The sequence below is a fragment of the Variovorax monticola genome, assembly GCF_051216855.1.
Lineage (GTDB): Bacteria > Pseudomonadota > Gammaproteobacteria > Burkholderiales > Burkholderiaceae_C > Variovorax.
The window spans coordinates 290891-304581 of record NZ_JBPJZP010000001.1 but is presented as its reverse complement, the minus strand read 5'-3'; the positions used below and the strand labels follow the sequence as shown (position 1 = coordinate 304581).

Annotated in this window: 13 protein-coding genes; 8 read left to right on the top strand and 5 right to left on the bottom strand. The window is 68.4% G+C overall.

Translation table 11 applies throughout. The features are described 5' to 3' along the window. The first annotated feature begins 42 nt into the window (after positions 1-42). Positions 43-1671, top strand: coding sequence for a GMC family oxidoreductase (locus tag ACSFA5_RS01340; protein ID WP_435442201.1), 1629 nt, complete (start codon positions 43-45; stop codon positions 1669-1671). A gap of 50 nt (positions 1672-1721) precedes the next feature. Further along, positions 1722-3035 carry an MFS transporter gene (locus ACSFA5_RS01335; RefSeq protein WP_435442200.1) on the top strand — a complete coding sequence of 438 codons (1314 nt, stop codon included), beginning with the start codon at positions 1722-1724 and terminating at the stop codon, positions 3033-3035. Here the strand turns inward: ACSFA5_RS01335 and ACSFA5_RS01330 are convergent. From ACSFA5_RS01330 to ACSFA5_RS01310, 5 genes are read right to left on the bottom strand one after another with little or no spacing between them, the layout of a single operon-like run. Further along, positions 3027-4031, bottom strand: coding sequence for an alpha/beta fold hydrolase (locus ACSFA5_RS01330; RefSeq protein WP_435442199.1), 1005 nt, complete (start codon positions 4029-4031; stop codon positions 3027-3029). The two genes, ACSFA5_RS01335 and ACSFA5_RS01330, sit on opposite strands and share 9 nt — an antisense overlap. A 13-nt stretch (positions 4032-4044) precedes the next feature. Then, entirely contained in the window at positions 4045-4491 is a 447-nt protein-coding gene (locus tag ACSFA5_RS01325; RefSeq protein ID WP_435442198.1) for a hypothetical protein, read from the bottom strand. 47 nt (positions 4492-4538) lie between these two features. Beyond that, positions 4539-5198 (bottom strand): DUF6134 family protein, encoded by a 660-nt coding sequence (locus ACSFA5_RS01320; protein WP_435442197.1) that lies wholly within the window; start codon positions 5196-5198, stop codon positions 4539-4541. Next, the gene (locus tag ACSFA5_RS01315) at positions 5195-5995 is read right to left on the bottom strand and encodes a DUF1295 domain-containing protein (protein WP_435442196.1); all 801 of its coding nucleotides are present in this window, start codon (positions 5993-5995) and stop codon (positions 5195-5197) included. The genes ACSFA5_RS01320 and ACSFA5_RS01315 overlap by 4 nt, the downstream gene beginning before the upstream one ends. Next, positions 5992-7035 carry an SAM-dependent methyltransferase gene (locus ACSFA5_RS01310; protein ID WP_435442195.1) on the bottom strand — a complete coding sequence of 348 codons (1044 nt, stop codon included), beginning with the start codon at positions 7033-7035 and terminating at the stop codon, positions 5992-5994. The genes ACSFA5_RS01315 and ACSFA5_RS01310 overlap by 4 nt, the downstream gene beginning before the upstream one ends. 179 nt (positions 7036-7214) lie before the next feature. Between ACSFA5_RS01310 and ACSFA5_RS01305 the strand changes: the two genes are divergently transcribed. The 6 genes from ACSFA5_RS01305 to ACSFA5_RS01280 all read left to right on the top strand — a co-directional run bounded on the left by ACSFA5_RS01305 (position 7215) and on the right by ACSFA5_RS01280 (position 13683). After that, positions 7215-8447: a SpoIIE family protein phosphatase gene (locus ACSFA5_RS01305; protein ID WP_435442194.1), complete on the top strand. Its 1233-nt coding sequence runs from the start codon at positions 7215-7217 to the stop codon at positions 8445-8447. A 16-nt stretch (positions 8448-8463) separates the two neighbouring features. Further along, a complete protein-coding gene (locus ACSFA5_RS01300) occupies positions 8464-9036 on the top strand; it encodes a SiaB family protein kinase (RefSeq protein WP_435442193.1) in 573 nt (190 codons plus the stop codon). Positions 9037-9071: 35 nt separating this feature from the next. Then, on the top strand, positions 9072-9461 hold the full coding sequence (locus ACSFA5_RS01295) for a DUF1987 domain-containing protein (protein WP_435442192.1): 390 nt from the start codon (positions 9072-9074) through the stop codon (positions 9459-9461). Continuing rightward, the gene (locus ACSFA5_RS01290) at positions 9462-10229 is read left to right on the top strand and encodes a GGDEF domain-containing protein (protein ID WP_435442191.1); all 768 of its coding nucleotides are present in this window, start codon (positions 9462-9464) and stop codon (positions 10227-10229) included. After that, positions 10226-12049: a putative bifunctional diguanylate cyclase/phosphodiesterase gene (locus ACSFA5_RS01285; RefSeq protein ID WP_435442190.1), complete on the top strand. Its 1824-nt coding sequence runs from the start codon at positions 10226-10228 to the stop codon at positions 12047-12049. The genes ACSFA5_RS01290 and ACSFA5_RS01285 overlap by 4 nt, the downstream gene beginning before the upstream one ends. Positions 12050-12147: 98 nt before the next feature. Next, complete coding sequence (locus ACSFA5_RS01280) at positions 12148-13683, top strand: cryptochrome/photolyase family protein (protein WP_435442189.1); 1536 nt, start codon at positions 12148-12150, stop codon at positions 13681-13683. Positions 13684-13691 lie beyond the last annotated feature (8 nt).

Sequence of the window (13691 nt, the reverse complement as noted above, 5' to 3'; positions counted from 1 at the left end):
TGTTCCACTCCCTCACCACAGGATCCTCCCGGACCTTGCCGAATGCCTGAACAAGAGTTCGACTACATCGTCGTCGGCGCCGGCTCCGCCGGCTGCGTGCTGGCCGCCCGGCTCAGCGAAGACCCGGCCACCCGCGTGCTGCTGCTCGAAGCGGGCCCGGCCGACCGCTCGCTGTGGATCCACCTGCCCATCGGCTACGGCAAGACGATGTGGAGCCCCACCTACAACTGGCGCTTCGAGACCGACCCCGACCCGAACATGAACGGCCGGCGCATCTACTGGCCGCGCGGCAAGACGCTGGGCGGCTCCAGCGCCATCAACGGGCTGATCTACATCCGCGGCCAGCGCGAGGACTACGACCACTGGGCCGCACTCGGCAACGCCGGCTGGGGCTACGACGACGTGCTGCCCTACTTCATCAAGTCCGAGGGCAATCAGCGAGGCGGCGACGCCTTCCACGGCGGCGACGGGCCGCTGAAGGTGTCGGAGATCGCCGCTAAGCACGAGCTGATCGAGGCCTTCATCAGCGGCGCCGAACAGGTCGGCGTGGCGCGCACCCGCGACTTCAACGGCGCCGCGCAGGAAGGCGCGGGCTACTACCAGCTGACCACGCACAAGGGCTGGCGCTGCAGCACGGCCACGGCCTACCTGACGCCTGCCGTGAAGCGACGGCCCAACCTGCGCATCGAGACCGGAGCGCTGGCCGGCAAGCTGGTGTTCGAGGGCCGGCGCGCAGTCGGCATCAGCTACCGGCAAGGCGGCGCGGTGAAGACCGCGCGCTGCCGCGCCGAGGTGCTGCTCGCGGCCGGCTCCATCCAGTCGCCGCAGTTGCTGCAGCTCTCGGGCATCGGGCCGCGCGCGCTGCTGGAGCGCGTGGGTGTTCCGCTGGTGCACGACCTGCCGGGCGTGGGCGAGAACCTGCAGGACCACCTGCAGATTCGCCTGGGCTACGAGTGCACCAAGCCCATCACCACCAACGACCAGCTCAACTCCTGGTTCGGTCAGGTGGGCATGGGCATGGAATGGCTGCTGCACCGCACCGGCCCGCTGGCGGTCGGCATCAACCAGGGCGGTTGCTTCATGCGTGCGCTGAAGGACCCGAGCGGCAAGCCCGTGGCGGCCACGCCCGACATCCAGTTCCACGTGGCCACGCTGTCGGCAGACATGGCGGGCGGCAAGGTGCATCCGTACTCGGGCTTCACCATGTCGGTGTGCCAGTTGCGGCCGGCGTCGCGCGGGCACATCCGCATACGCTCGCTCGACGCGGCCGAGCCGCCCGAGATGCAGCCCAACTACCTGGCCACCGAACTCGACCGCGCGACCACCGTGGCCGGCGTGAAGGCGGCGCGCGCCATCGCCGAATCGCCCGCGATGCGCCCCTACGTGAAGCGCGAGGTGAAGCCGGGCCCCGCCGCGGCCAGCGACGACGACCTGCTCGAGTTCTGCCGCAACAACGGCGCGACCATCTTCCACCCCACCGGCACCTGCCGCATGGGCAGCGACGCGCTCGCCGTGGTCGACGCGCGCCTGCGCGTGCACGGCATCGCGGGCCTGCGCGTGATCGACTGTTCGGCCATGCCCACGCTGGTGTCGGGCAACACCAACGCACCCGCCGTGATGATGGCCGAGAAGGCCGTCGACCTGATCAGAGAGGACGCCAGGGCTTCCTGAAAAAAGGCCCGCAGAGGCCGCCACGACAACAACGCATTGGAGACAAACACATGAGCGCAACCGACGAGAAAGCGATTCGCAGGGTGGTCATCTCGGCCCTGGTGGGCGCCACCATCGAGTGGTACGACTTCTTCTTGTACGGCGTGGTGGCCGGCATCGTGTTCAGCAAGCTGTACTTCCCGGGCAGCGACCCGGTGGTGTCGGTCATGCTGGCGTACACCACCTTTGCGGTGGGCTTCGTCACGCGGCCGCTGGGCGGCGTGATCTTCGGCCACTTCGGCGACAAGATCGGGCGCAAGAGCATGCTGGTCATCACGCTGATGATCATGGGCGTGGCCACCTTCCTGATCGGGCTGGTGCCCACCTATGCGCAGATCGGCATCGCGGCGCCCATCCTGCTGTTGCTGCTTCGCATTGCACAGGGCATCGGCCTGGGCGGCGAATGGGGCGGCGCGGTGCTGATGGCGTACGAGTACGCGCCGAAGGAAAAGCGCGGCTTCTATGCCTCGCTGCCGCAGATCGGGCTGGCCATCGGCCTGTGCCTGGCCTCGGGCGTGGTGGCGCTGCTGTCGTCGCTGCTCACCGACGAGCAGTTCCTGGCCTGGGGCTGGCGCATCGCCTTCCTCATCTCGGGGCTGATGGTGATGGTGGGCATGTACATCCGCCTGCACGTGCAGGAAACGCCCGAGTTCGCGGCCGTGAAGGCGCGCAACGCCGAGCTGCGCATTCCGTTCATGGACATGATCCGGCGCTACCCGGGCAATGTGCTGAAGGGCATGGGGGCGCGCTACATCGACGGCGTGTTCTTCAACATCTTCGGCGTGTTCTCCATCAACTACCTCACCGGCACGCTCAAGATCAGTCGCACCGACGCGCTGCTGGGCGTGATGGCCGCGGCGGTGGTGATGATCTTCTTCATTCCCTTCTTCGGGCGCATGTCCGACCGGCTGGGCCGCCCCAAGGTGTACATGTGGGGATCGATCATCACGGCGGTGTCGGCCTTCCCCGGCTTCTGGCTCATGACGCACAGCGGGGGCAACGTGCTGCTGATCTGGCTCGCGATCGTCGTGCCCTTCGGCATCCTGTATGCGTCGGTGTACGGGCCGGAGGCGGCGCTGTTCTGCGACCTGTTCGACGCGAAGGTGCGCTACACGGGCATCAGCTTCGTCTACCAGTTCTCGGGCATCTTCGCCTCGGGCATCACGCCCATCATCGCGACCGCGCTGCTCAAGTCGGGCGGCGGCCAGCCGTGGCAGATCTGCATGTATGTGCTGTTCGCGGGCGCTGTGTCCGCCGTGTGCGCGTGGATGATCGGGCGAGCGCCTTCACCAGCCGATGCGCCCGTGGCCGTGGCGTCACGGTGAGGCCGTGGCGGGGGCGGCCGCGCGCACCTGCTGCACGACCGACAGCACCGCATCGACCACCGCATCGGGGTCGTCGAACTGGATGTCGTGCCCCGCACCGGGCAACAGCCGGTGCGTGCCGCGCGTGGACCAGCTTGCGATGTCGTCGTGCATCTGCTTCCACAGCGCCTGCACCTGAGCCCCCTGCCCGGGCGTGATCTTCATGCCGCGCAACTCGCCCTCGGTGTAGGGCGCCATGGCGGTGAGCACCACCAGCGGGCGGTTGCCCAGGTCGCGGAAGGCGCCCGCCTCGGCCAGCGTGCGGTCGGTCGCGTCGCCCTCGGCGAGCTGCGTGCCGAACGACCGCGGCGCGAAGGCGCGAACCGCCTGCGCGTCGCGGGCCGTCTGGTTCGGCGCCTGCGGCAGCAGCACCGGGGCCGCCACGCGCAAAAGGCCCGACCACCCCAGGTTCAGCACGACGCGCGACAGCAGCGAGCGCGACTCCGTCATGTAGCCGGCAACGCGCGCCGCCTGGTCCGGATGCGAGGGGTCGACCAGCACCAGCCCCGCCACCTCGGCGCCGAAGTACCGCGTGAAAGTAACGACATAAGGTCCGCCGATGGACTGGCCCACCATCACGAAGGGGCCGTGCTCGCCCGCGCGGGTCAATGCGGCATGCAGGTCCTGCGCGACCTGCTTCGCGCTGGACGGCCCATCCGAAGGGTCGCTCCACATCAGCCCTGCGCGGCTGTAGGCGCAGGCGCGCGTGTGCGCGGCCACCTTCGGCTGCACGGCCGACCAGCTCAGCGCGCCGTCCACGCTTTGACCCGCCTCGAACACCACGGTGGGCGAGCCCGAGCCCCGGCAGTCCAGCTGGATGCGCCGCCCGCCGACGTCGACCATCCGGCCCGGCGGCGGAAAATCGCGCGCGGCGCGGAAGCGGCCGGCCTGCTCATAGACCACGCCCACGAGCACGGCCAGCGCCAGAACGGCCGCGGCGCCCAGGGCGATGCGCACGGTCAATGCCCGATCAAACGGGCGGGAACTGGAAGATCAGCTCCTGCAGCATCGAATGGACCAGCTCGGGCGACCAGAACGGGTCGAGGGTCTTGTCGCCCAGCGCGGGAATGCCGTTGCGCCAGCAGCGCCATGTGGCGTGCACTTCGCCGGTCTCGACGTTGCCGGTGAACACCACCTCGTTGAGCCGCCCGCCCTGCGGCCCCCAGCGAAAGCCGACGTGGGGCGGCATGTCGCGGTTCAGCCCTTCTTCCCGGTCGACGTAGCACTCGGCCGCATCGCCCAGCTTGGTATCGAAGTAGTCGGCGAACTCGCAAAAGACCGGGTAGGCCAGCTCGTTGAGCCGTTGCGCCATGCGCCGCGCGCGCCGGGCCCGGTCGGCCACATCAGTGTCCTGGCGCGGCTCCAGGAGCCTTGCGTCGAAGTAGCTGTCGAGCAACTGGAATTTAGAGACGTTCATCGCTTCCCTTTCGGCATTGCAGAGGGTTTGCAGGTACTGATGCATGCCTACTTGAGCCGATAACTGAGCTTTCGGTTCCCGCTGACCGTGGAATCGAGCCCCAGCCATTCGCCTTGCTGCGAATACCAGACGTCGATGGGTTGGGCGTCGGTCGCAATGCGCCAGCGCATGGCCGCCACCTGCTGGCCGCGCACCTCGACCGTGCCACTGCCGGCGCGGCTGACCTTCACCGCCTCGAACTTGCCGCTCTGTGCGTTCAGCAGCTTGTCCTGCGTGCGAATGGCGGGGTTCCAGTAGGCGAAGCTCATCACGCAGCCTTCGAGCGACTGCGTGCCCTTGGGCGTGGTCACGGCCAGCGCGTTGTCGCCCGCCGCCTCGGCGTTCACCCGCTCGGGGTTGCCGTCGTCGTCGGTCTTCGAACTCAGGCGCTTGAGGCAGTCGCCGCGCCACATTTCGGTGGCGTTGTGCTGGTAGCGGTACACCGTCACGCCCAGCAGCTTGACCGCGAAGCGCGCTTCGCTCGTGAGCTTGCGCTCGTCGCCCGCGGTGGCCAGCGCGAAACGGTGCTCGCCGATGGGCGAGTCGTCCAGCAGCACGCGAAAGTCCCATTCGCCGCCGGCGGGCCCGGCGGCCGCGGCGGTGGCCGCCTCGTTGCAGAGTCCGGCCAGTGCGGCCAGCGCGAGTACCCAGTGCTTGTTTTTTCTCATGACGCCTTGCGGTTGTTGCGCACCGGCCCCGGCACGAAGGCATTGGTGCGCGCGATGTAGTCGCGGTATGCGGGGCGGCGCTCGCCGATGTCGACTTCGAGCATGCGCACGCCCGACACCTTCAGCAGCAGCCAGGTCATGAGCAGCGGCGACACCACGCTCCACGCGCCGCCCCAGCCCGCCCCGCCCATGGCCATGAGCCACAGGCCCCACCAGACGCAGGTTTCGCCGAAGTAGTTGGGGTGGCGGGTGTAGCGCCACAGGCCGCGGTCCATCACCTGGCCCTTGCTCTTCGGGTCGGCCTTGAAGCGCGCCATCTGCGCGTCGCCGACCGCCTCGAAGAAGGTGCCGAACAGCGCCAGCACGATGCCCAGCGCGTCAAGTACGCCCAGCGCACGCGGCGCCGTCATGCCCGGCAGGAACGGCGCGGACACGACCCAGGCCAGCACCGCCTGCAGCGCGAACACCAGGTAAAGGCTCTTGAAGCCGAAGTTCGGCTGGTTGCGCGCGCGGATCGCCTGGTAGCGCCGGTCTTCTCCGTGCCCCCAGTTGCGCCAAGTGATGTAGAGGCACAGCCGCACCGCCCACGCCGCGCCGATCACCGCCATGCACAGGCCGCGCAGCGTCTGCACCGGCAGCAACGCGAAATACACGATGCCCGCGCCCACGATGCACAAGGGCCACATGCGGTCGATCAGGCTCACGTCGCGACGCACCAGGCTGGCCACCCAGGTCAGGAATGCGAGCGATGCGGTCAGTGCCAGGCCCGCCAGGGCCACGTCCATGGAACTGTTCATGCGCGGCGCTCGAACAGGTAGTGGCTCACCCACCAGCGCTGGCCCTGGTCGAAACCGAACAGCTCCGCCACCGACATGAAGAACAGCCGCCAGCGCGTCCACCAGATGTTGGCGTCGGCGCCGTAGGTGGCCTGAAACAGCGGGCGCAGCGTGTCGCGGCGCTCGTCCATGTTGCGCAGCCAGGCCTCGGCCGTGCGCTGGTAGTGGCTGCCTTCCCAGCGCCAGCGGCGCAGCAGGCGCAGGTCGTCCTGGCAGTGCAGGGCCAGGTCGTCGCTGGGCATCATGCCGCCGGAGAAGAAGTACTTGCTCATCCAGTCGCTGGGGTCGCGCACCTCGAACGGGTACGGCGCCTCGCGGTGGGCGAACACGTGCATGAAGAACTGGCCGCCGGGCTTGAGCCAGCGCGCCACGTTGGCAAAGGCCTGCGGCCAGTTGCGCAGGTGCTCGAACATCTCGACCGAGACCACGCGGTCGAAGCGCTGGTCGGTGTCGAACACGTTGATGTCGCGGGTCAGCACGCGCACGTTGCGCAGGCCGCGCTGGGCCGCCTGCGTCTCGATGTACTCGCGCTGCGAATTGGAATTGGACAGCGCGGTGATCCGGCTGTTCGGGTAGTGCGAGGCCATCCACAGCGTGAGCGAGCCCCAGCCGCAGCCCAGCTCCATCACGTCCTGCCCGTCGACCAGGCCGGCACGCTCGCAGGTCGCGGCCAGGGCGGCGGACTCGGCCTGCTCCAGCGTCTGGGTGCCTTCCGGCCAGTAGCAGCTGCTGTATTTGCGGTGGTTTCCCAGCACCTCGCCGAAGAAGGCGGCGGGCACTTCGTAATGCTGTTCGTTGGCCTTTTCGGGCAGCGGCGCCAGGTGGGCCTTGCCCATGCCGGCGACGAAGTCTTGCGTCAGGTCGGCCACGGCCAGGGCGTTGCCCGCATGCAACTCAGTGAGCCGTTCCTTCAGCAGGCGGCGAATGCCGCGGCGGACCACGGTGTCGGGCACCAGGCCCTTTTCGACCCAGCGAATGGCGAATGCGATGTCCTGCGGCATGACTCTGTTCCTCGAATGGGGGCACGTCGATGCGCGTGCCATAGGCACCTGTACGCGGCGGTGTCGGTTTTGGATGAGGCGGTTGCATTCTTGGCGCGGCGACAGCCACCGGTTGTCATGGATACGAAATGTTAAAAACATAACATAAGTTCACATTTATTTCGTGAACACCGTTTCCCATGCCCGAAACCTCCGAGTACTTGAGCGATTTCCGGCCCCGGTTTCGCCAGCCCTGCGCGGGCGACCTCTGCACCACGGTGCCGTGCATGACGACCGAGGAGACGAACGAGAAGGTGATGGACGTCTTCAGCCGGCACCGCGACCTGGTCAGCCTGCCGGTGGTGGAGGGGCAGCAGCCGATCGGCCTGATCAACCGCAACATCTTCCTGTCGCAGATGAGCCAGCCGTTCCGCGTGGAGCTGTACGGCCGCAAGAGCTGCATCGCCTTCATGGACAAGGACCCGCTGATCGTCGATGCGGCGCTCGACCTGGAGTCGCTGACCTTCAAGACCGTGGAATACGGCGAGAAGGCCCTGACCGACGGCTTCATCATCACCCGCGACGGCCAGTTCGCCGGCGTGGGCAACGGCCTGCAGCTCATGCGCGTGGTGGCCGACCTGCAGGTGTCGCGCAACCGCCAGATCATGCACAGCATCGAATACGCGAGCGTGATCCAGCAGTCGACCCTGCGCAGCTCGCTCGACGCCCTGGCGCGCGCCTGTCCCGAGGCCCACCTGGTGTGGGAGCCGCGCGACGTGGTCGGGGGCGACTTCTACCAGTTCAGCACCGCGGCCGACGGCTGGTTCGCCACCGTGGCCGACTGCACGGGGCACGGCGTGCCCGGCGCCTTCATGACGCTGATCGCCTCCAGCAGCCTGACCCAGGCCATCGAGCAGCACGGCGCGCGCGACCCTGCGCTGCTGCTGGGCAGCGTCAACCGCAGCATCAAGCAGATGCTGGGCCAGATGGGCGAGCACGACGCCACGCCGGGCTCCGACGACGGCATGGACGCCGCATGCTTCTGGTTCGAGCCCGCGCACGGCAGGCTGGTGTTCGCCGGCGCGCGGCTGTCGCTGTTCGTGCTGCGCCCCGACGCCGATGCGGTGGAGGTGGTCGAAGGCCAGCGCAAGGGCGTGGGCTACATGGACAGCGAGTTCGACTTTGCCTGGAGCAACCAGGAACTGACGCTGCCCGCCGGCAGCGTGGTGTTCGTGAGCACCGACGGGCTGGTCGACCAGGTCGGCGGGCCGCGCGCCATTGCGCTGGGCAAGCGGCGCGTGCGCGAACTGCTGCTCGCGCAGCGCGAGCGCACGGCCGCGCAGATCAACGAGGCCGTGCGCGAGGCGCTGCGGCTGTGGCAGGGCGAGCACCACCGCCGAGACGACCTGACGTTTTTCTGCTTCCGCACCTGACACGGGGAGTTCACCCATGCCTTTCCCCCCGATCGCCGACAAGTACGGCTCCTTCTTCAACCTGGCGCGGCAGCACCAGGTCATCTTCTATTACGTGGGCTATTTTTCGCAGCACATCGTGGCCGCCATGTCCGACGCCGTGAAGCTGCAGCTCGAGGTGGCCGGCGTGGCCGGGCCCACGCGGCGCAGGCTGTTCTCGTCGTTCGTGGAAATGGCGCAGAACATCATTCATTACTCGGCCGACACGCTGACCCCCGCGAGCCTGCAAAGCGGCGAACTGCGCCACGGCTCGGTGTGCATCCGCCGCGAGAGCGACGGCGGCTTTTTGCTGCTGTGCGCCAACCCGGTCGAGCCCGACATCGCCCATGCGCTGCGCGTGAAACTCGAAATGCTGCGCAGCATGACGATGGACGAGATCAAGCAGGCCTACCGCCAGACGCTGCGCGAGGAAACGCCCGAAGGCAGCAAAGGCGCGGGCATGGGGCTTCTGACGGTCGCGCGCGATGCACGGGAGCCGCTGGAGTTCGACTTCGACGCGGCCGACACCGCCGGCGGCCCCCCGGTGTTCTACCTGAAGGCCGCAATCTGATGCGCGCCACGCCCGGCAACGAATCGAGATCACAGATGGAAAACCTCTACATTGCCCCGACGCCCAGCTCCCCCCAGGTGGACTTCAGGTTCGACACCCGCACGCTCAGCCTGCGCGGCGAGTCCTATCCCGAGAACGCCGCGGCTTTCTACGGCGAAATCATCGCGCGCCTGAAGGACTACCTGGCCGGCCAGAGCGGCAGCCGCATCGAGGTCAACATCGCGCTGGCCTACTTCAACAGCTCCAGCACCAAGATGCTGTTCAACCTGATTGCGGCGCTCAACGACGCCGTGAAAGCGGGCAACCGCGTGGCCCTGAACTGGTACCACGACGAAGAAGACGACACCATTCTCGAATTCGGCCAGGAGCTCAGCGAAGACTTTCCCGCGATCGACTTCGCCAGCCATCCCGTGAGGCCCACCTGAATGGACACCTCCCCTGCCACCGGCACGCCCCCGGACCTGTTCGATGCCGAGCACCAGGCGCTGCAAGCCGCCCGCGCCGCCTACGACGACTGCGCCCCCCTTTCGAACGGGCAGCCCTCGCCCTGCCGCCAGGCCCTGGGCGAGCTGCTCACCGTCTACGAGCGGCTCCTGCGGGAAACGCGCCGGCTGGTGCGGCGCAGCGACCGCGCCGAGCTCGAGATGAACCAGCTCAACCTGCGCCTGCAGGTGCTGGCCGCCGAGCTCGAGTACCGCGCCACGCACGATCCGCTGACCGGCGTGCTCAACCGGGCGGCCGTCATCGAGCTGGTGAACCGCCATTTCGAGCGCCATGACCTCGCGCTCATCGTGCTGGACATCGACCACTTCAAGCGCATCAACGACAGCTTCGGCCACCCCACGGGGGACCGCGTCATCCAGGGCGTGGTCACCTGCCTGAAGAACGCGGCGCCGGCCGCGGCGCAGATCGGCCGCGTGGGCGGCGAAGAGTTCACCGTGGTGCTGCCCGGGCCGGGCAGCGACGCCGACGGGCAGGTTGCGCAGGCACTGCGGCGCGCCATCGAGGGCTTTGCGTTCGACCTGCCCGACGGCAGCGGCGTCACCGCCAGCTTCGGCGTGAGCTGGCTGCCGCACGGCAGCAGCTTCGACGAGGCCTACGGCCTGGCCGACGAAGCCTTGTACGTCGCCAAGCGCGGCGGGCGCAACCAGGTGGCGCTTGCATCCGGCCAGGCGCACGCGCAGTTGGCATGAAGCGCGAGCCTGATGCGCTCTGGCCGCTCTGCGCGCCGGGCGGGGCGTCCGATCGGCGCGTGCTCGAACTCGTCGTGCGCGCCAGCGCCTCGCTGCTGGAAGAGACCGACCTGCGCGCGTTTGCCCGCGGCGTCATCGCGCAGCTCACCGCCCTGTGGGGCGCTCGCGGCGACGGCCTGGTCTGCGCACCGGAAGCGCCGCAGCCGACGCCATCGAACGGCTACCGGGTGCTGGCGGCGACCGGGCGCTTCGCTCCCCTGCTCGACCTGCCGCTGGACGCGGTGACCGAGCAGCCGGCGGCGCAGTTGCTGCGCCGCGCTCTGGCGTCCGGCTGCACCACCTGCGGCGAGGGCGCCGAAGGCGGCGGGTTGGCCTTGCACATCGGCCGCAAGGGCGAGCAGCCCATGGCCGTCTTCATCGACACCACCGGTACGCACCACGCGCCCGACCGGCAACTGCTGGACATGCTCTGCCTGCACCTGGGCACCTTGCTGCACCAGCGCGGCCTGATGGAGCGGCTGCATGAATACGCCTACTTCGATCCGCTCGTGTGCCTGCCCAACCGCACCCGTTTCGTCGAGAAGGTGGACGACTGCGCACGACAAGGCATGCGGGAGCACATCCTGGCGCTGGTCGACATCGACGACTTCAGTGCCGCCAACGACGTCATGGGCCACCGCTTCGGCGACCGCGTGCTGCAGAAAGTGGCGCAACGCCTGGCCGACGCCTTGCCGGCCGGCGTGCTGCTCGCCCGCCTGGGCGCCGACACCTTCGGCGTGCTCGGGCCCTTGCAGCAGGTGTCGCCCCATCAATTGCTGGACTGCGTGCGCCAGCCGCTGGCGGTGGACGGCGTGCCGCACAAGGTGTCGCTGACCTGTGGCTACGTGCTGCTGCCCGAAGACGCGCAGGCCGGCGCCGACCTGGTCAAGGACGCCACCATCGCCCTGAAGCGCGCCAAGCGCGACCACCGGGGCCAGCACCTGCAGTACTCGGCCCACATGGGCGCCGAGGCGCGCGACCGCGCCCTGCTGCTGTCCAGCCTGCGCGCGGCCATCGACAACGCGCAGCTTTTTCTGGTCTACCAGCCGCAGGTCAACCTGAACACCCAGGCGCTGGTGGGCCTGGAGGCCCTGGTGCGCTGGCGTGCCGAAGACGGCAGCCTCATACCGCCGGACCGCTTCATTCCGGTGGCCGAGCATTCGGGCCTGATCGTGGCGCTGGGGCAATGGGTGCTGTCCACCGCCTGCATGGCCATGCGCGAACTGCTGGACGCGGACCGCGCGCCGCTGCGCATGGCGGTCAACGTGTCGAGCGTGCAGCTGCAAGACCCGGCGTTCTACGACACCGTGTGCGCGGCGCTCGCGCACAGCCGGCTGCAGGGCCATCACCTGGAACTGGAAATCACCGAGTCCGTCGCCGCGCTGCCCACGCAGCTGCTGGAGTCCACCCTGGCGGCCTTGCGGGCCAAGGGAATTTCCATCGCCATCGACGACTTCGGCACCGGCTATTCGTCGCTCAGCTACCTCGAGCGGCTGCCGCTGGACCGCATCAAGATCGACGGCACCTTCGTGCGCCGTCTGGGCGAAGCGCAAGGCGCGCGCATTGCCGAGATGATCGCGCAGCTGGGCCGCAAGCTCGGCCTGCACGTGCTGGCCGAAGGCATCGAGGACGCGGCCGCCCTGCGCGCGCTGCTGGCCATGGACTGCGACGAAGGCCAGGGCTACTTCATCGCCCCGCCCATGGACAAGACCGCCCTGATCGGCTGGCTGAACGAACGGGCTGACAACGAACGGCGGGTGCCGGCGGGCGAACGACCCTGACGCGACAACCCTGACGCAGCAACCCCGGCGCGCAGGGGCGACCTTGGCTACGATACAACCGATGCCGACATCTTTCGGCCCGTACATCGGTACCCCTCATGCGCAACCTGATCGTGGTCCTCGGAGACCAACTGAGCCTTACCAGCGTCGCCTTCGAAGGCTTCGACCCCGCGCAAGACCGTGTGTGGATGGCCGAGGTGCCGCAAGAGTCGCAGCATGTGCCCAGCACCAAGATGCGCACCGCCCTCTTCCTGTCTGCCATGCGCCACTTCGCCGAGGCGCTCACCGCGCGCGGCATGCCCCTCGACTACCTGAAGCTGGGCACCCACCCCTTCGCCTCGCTGGAGGACGCATTGACCGACACCTTGTCGCGCCACCGCCCCGGCGCGGTCGTGACGGTCGATGCCGGGGAATGGCGCCTCGAACAGGCGATCGCCAGGGTCTGCCAGGCGGCGAACGTGCGGCTGGTGGTTCGGGACGACCTGCACTTCATGGCGTCGCGCGCCGAGTTCGCGGAGCACGCGCAGGGCAAGCAACGCCTGGTGATGGAGGCCTTCTACCGGCGCATGCGCACCAAGCACCAGGTGCTGCTGGACGACAGCGGCCAACCTGAAGGCGGCCAATGGAACTTCGACCACGACAACCGCGGCGCCTTCGGCCGCAACGGCCCGGGCATGCTGCCGCCGCCGCCCTCGTTCGCGCCCGATGCCCTCACGCGCGAGGTGCTGGCCGACGTCGAGGCGCACTTCGGCGACCACTACGGCAGCGCGGCGCAGTTCGACTGGCCTGTCACGCGCGAGCAGGCCCTCGTGGCAATGAACGACTTCATGGCCGTGCGGCTGCAGGACTTCGGCCGCTTCCAGGACGCCATGTGGACCGACGAGCCTTTTCTGTACCACGGGCTGCTGTCGTCGTCCTTGAACCTGAAGCTGCTCGACCCGCGCGAGGTCATCGATGCGGCGGTCGCGCGGTGGCGCGCGGGCGCCGTGTCCATCGAGTCGGTGGAAGGCTTCGTGCGGCAAATACTCGGCTGGCGCGAATTCATGCGCGGGGTGTACTGGTGGCGAATGCCACAACTGGCCGAGGCCAATGCGCTCGGGCACCACACCAAGCTGCCCGACTGGTACTGGACCGGCAAGGTCGGCATGAACTGCATGAAGCAGGCCATCGGCCAGACCCTGCGCACAGGCTACGCGCACCACATCCAGCGGCTGATGGTCACCGGCAACTTCGCGCTCACCTTCGGCGTGGCGCCGGTGCAGGTGCATGCGTGGTACCTGTCGGTGTATGTCGACGCGGTGGAATGGGTCGAGCTGCCCAACACCGTGGGCATGTCGCTCTTCGCAGACGGCGCGCGCTTCGTGACCAAGCCCTACGCGGCGGGCGGCGCCTACATCAAGCGCATGAGCAACTACTGCGACGGCTGCCGCTACAAGCCGGCCAAGCGCAGCGGCGAAGGCGCATGCCCGATGACGGTGATGTACTGGGACTTCGTGGCGCGGCACGAGCCGCTGCTGGAGAAGAACCCGCGCACGGTCATGATGACCCGCAACCTGCAGCGCTTCAGCGATGAGGAGCGGGCCGCGATTCGAAGCACTGCGGATGGCATGCGCGCGCGGCCGGAGTCGCTGTAGGGCGCACC

Excerpts from the sequence above, each read along its gene's own strand:
- ACSFA5_RS01340 (WP_435442201.1), top strand. The coding sequence starts at position 43 with ATGCCTGAACAAGAGTTCGACTACATCGTCGTCGGCGCCGGCTCCGCC.
- ACSFA5_RS01335 (WP_435442200.1), top strand. The coding sequence starts at position 1,722 with ATGAGCGCAACCGACGAGAAAGCGATTCGCAGGGTGGTCATCTCGGCC.
- ACSFA5_RS01325 (WP_435442198.1), bottom strand. The coding sequence starts at position 4,491 with ATGAACGTCTCTAAATTCCAGTTGCTCGACAGCTACTTCGACGCAAGG.
- ACSFA5_RS01320 (WP_435442197.1), bottom strand. The coding sequence starts at position 5,198 with ATGAGAAAAAACAAGCACTGGGTACTCGCGCTGGCCGCACTGGCCGGA.
- ACSFA5_RS01315 (WP_435442196.1), bottom strand. The coding sequence starts at position 5,995 with ATGAACAGTTCCATGGACGTGGCCCTGGCGGGCCTGGCACTGACCGCA.
- ACSFA5_RS01310 (WP_435442195.1), bottom strand. The coding sequence starts at position 7,035 with ATGCCGCAGGACATCGCATTCGCCATTCGCTGGGTCGAAAAGGGCCTG.
- ACSFA5_RS01305 (WP_435442194.1), top strand. The coding sequence starts at position 7,215 with ATGCCCGAAACCTCCGAGTACTTGAGCGATTTCCGGCCCCGGTTTCGC.
- ACSFA5_RS01300 (WP_435442193.1), top strand. The coding sequence starts at position 8,464 with ATGCCTTTCCCCCCGATCGCCGACAAGTACGGCTCCTTCTTCAACCTG.
- ACSFA5_RS01295 (WP_435442192.1), top strand. The coding sequence starts at position 9,072 with ATGGAAAACCTCTACATTGCCCCGACGCCCAGCTCCCCCCAGGTGGAC.
- ACSFA5_RS01290 (WP_435442191.1), top strand. The coding sequence starts at position 9,462 with ATGGACACCTCCCCTGCCACCGGCACGCCCCCGGACCTGTTCGATGCC.
- ACSFA5_RS01285 (WP_435442190.1), top strand. The coding sequence starts at position 10,226 with ATGAAGCGCGAGCCTGATGCGCTCTGGCCGCTCTGCGCGCCGGGCGGG.
- ACSFA5_RS01280 (WP_435442189.1), top strand. The coding sequence starts at position 12,148 with ATGCGCAACCTGATCGTGGTCCTCGGAGACCAACTGAGCCTTACCAGC.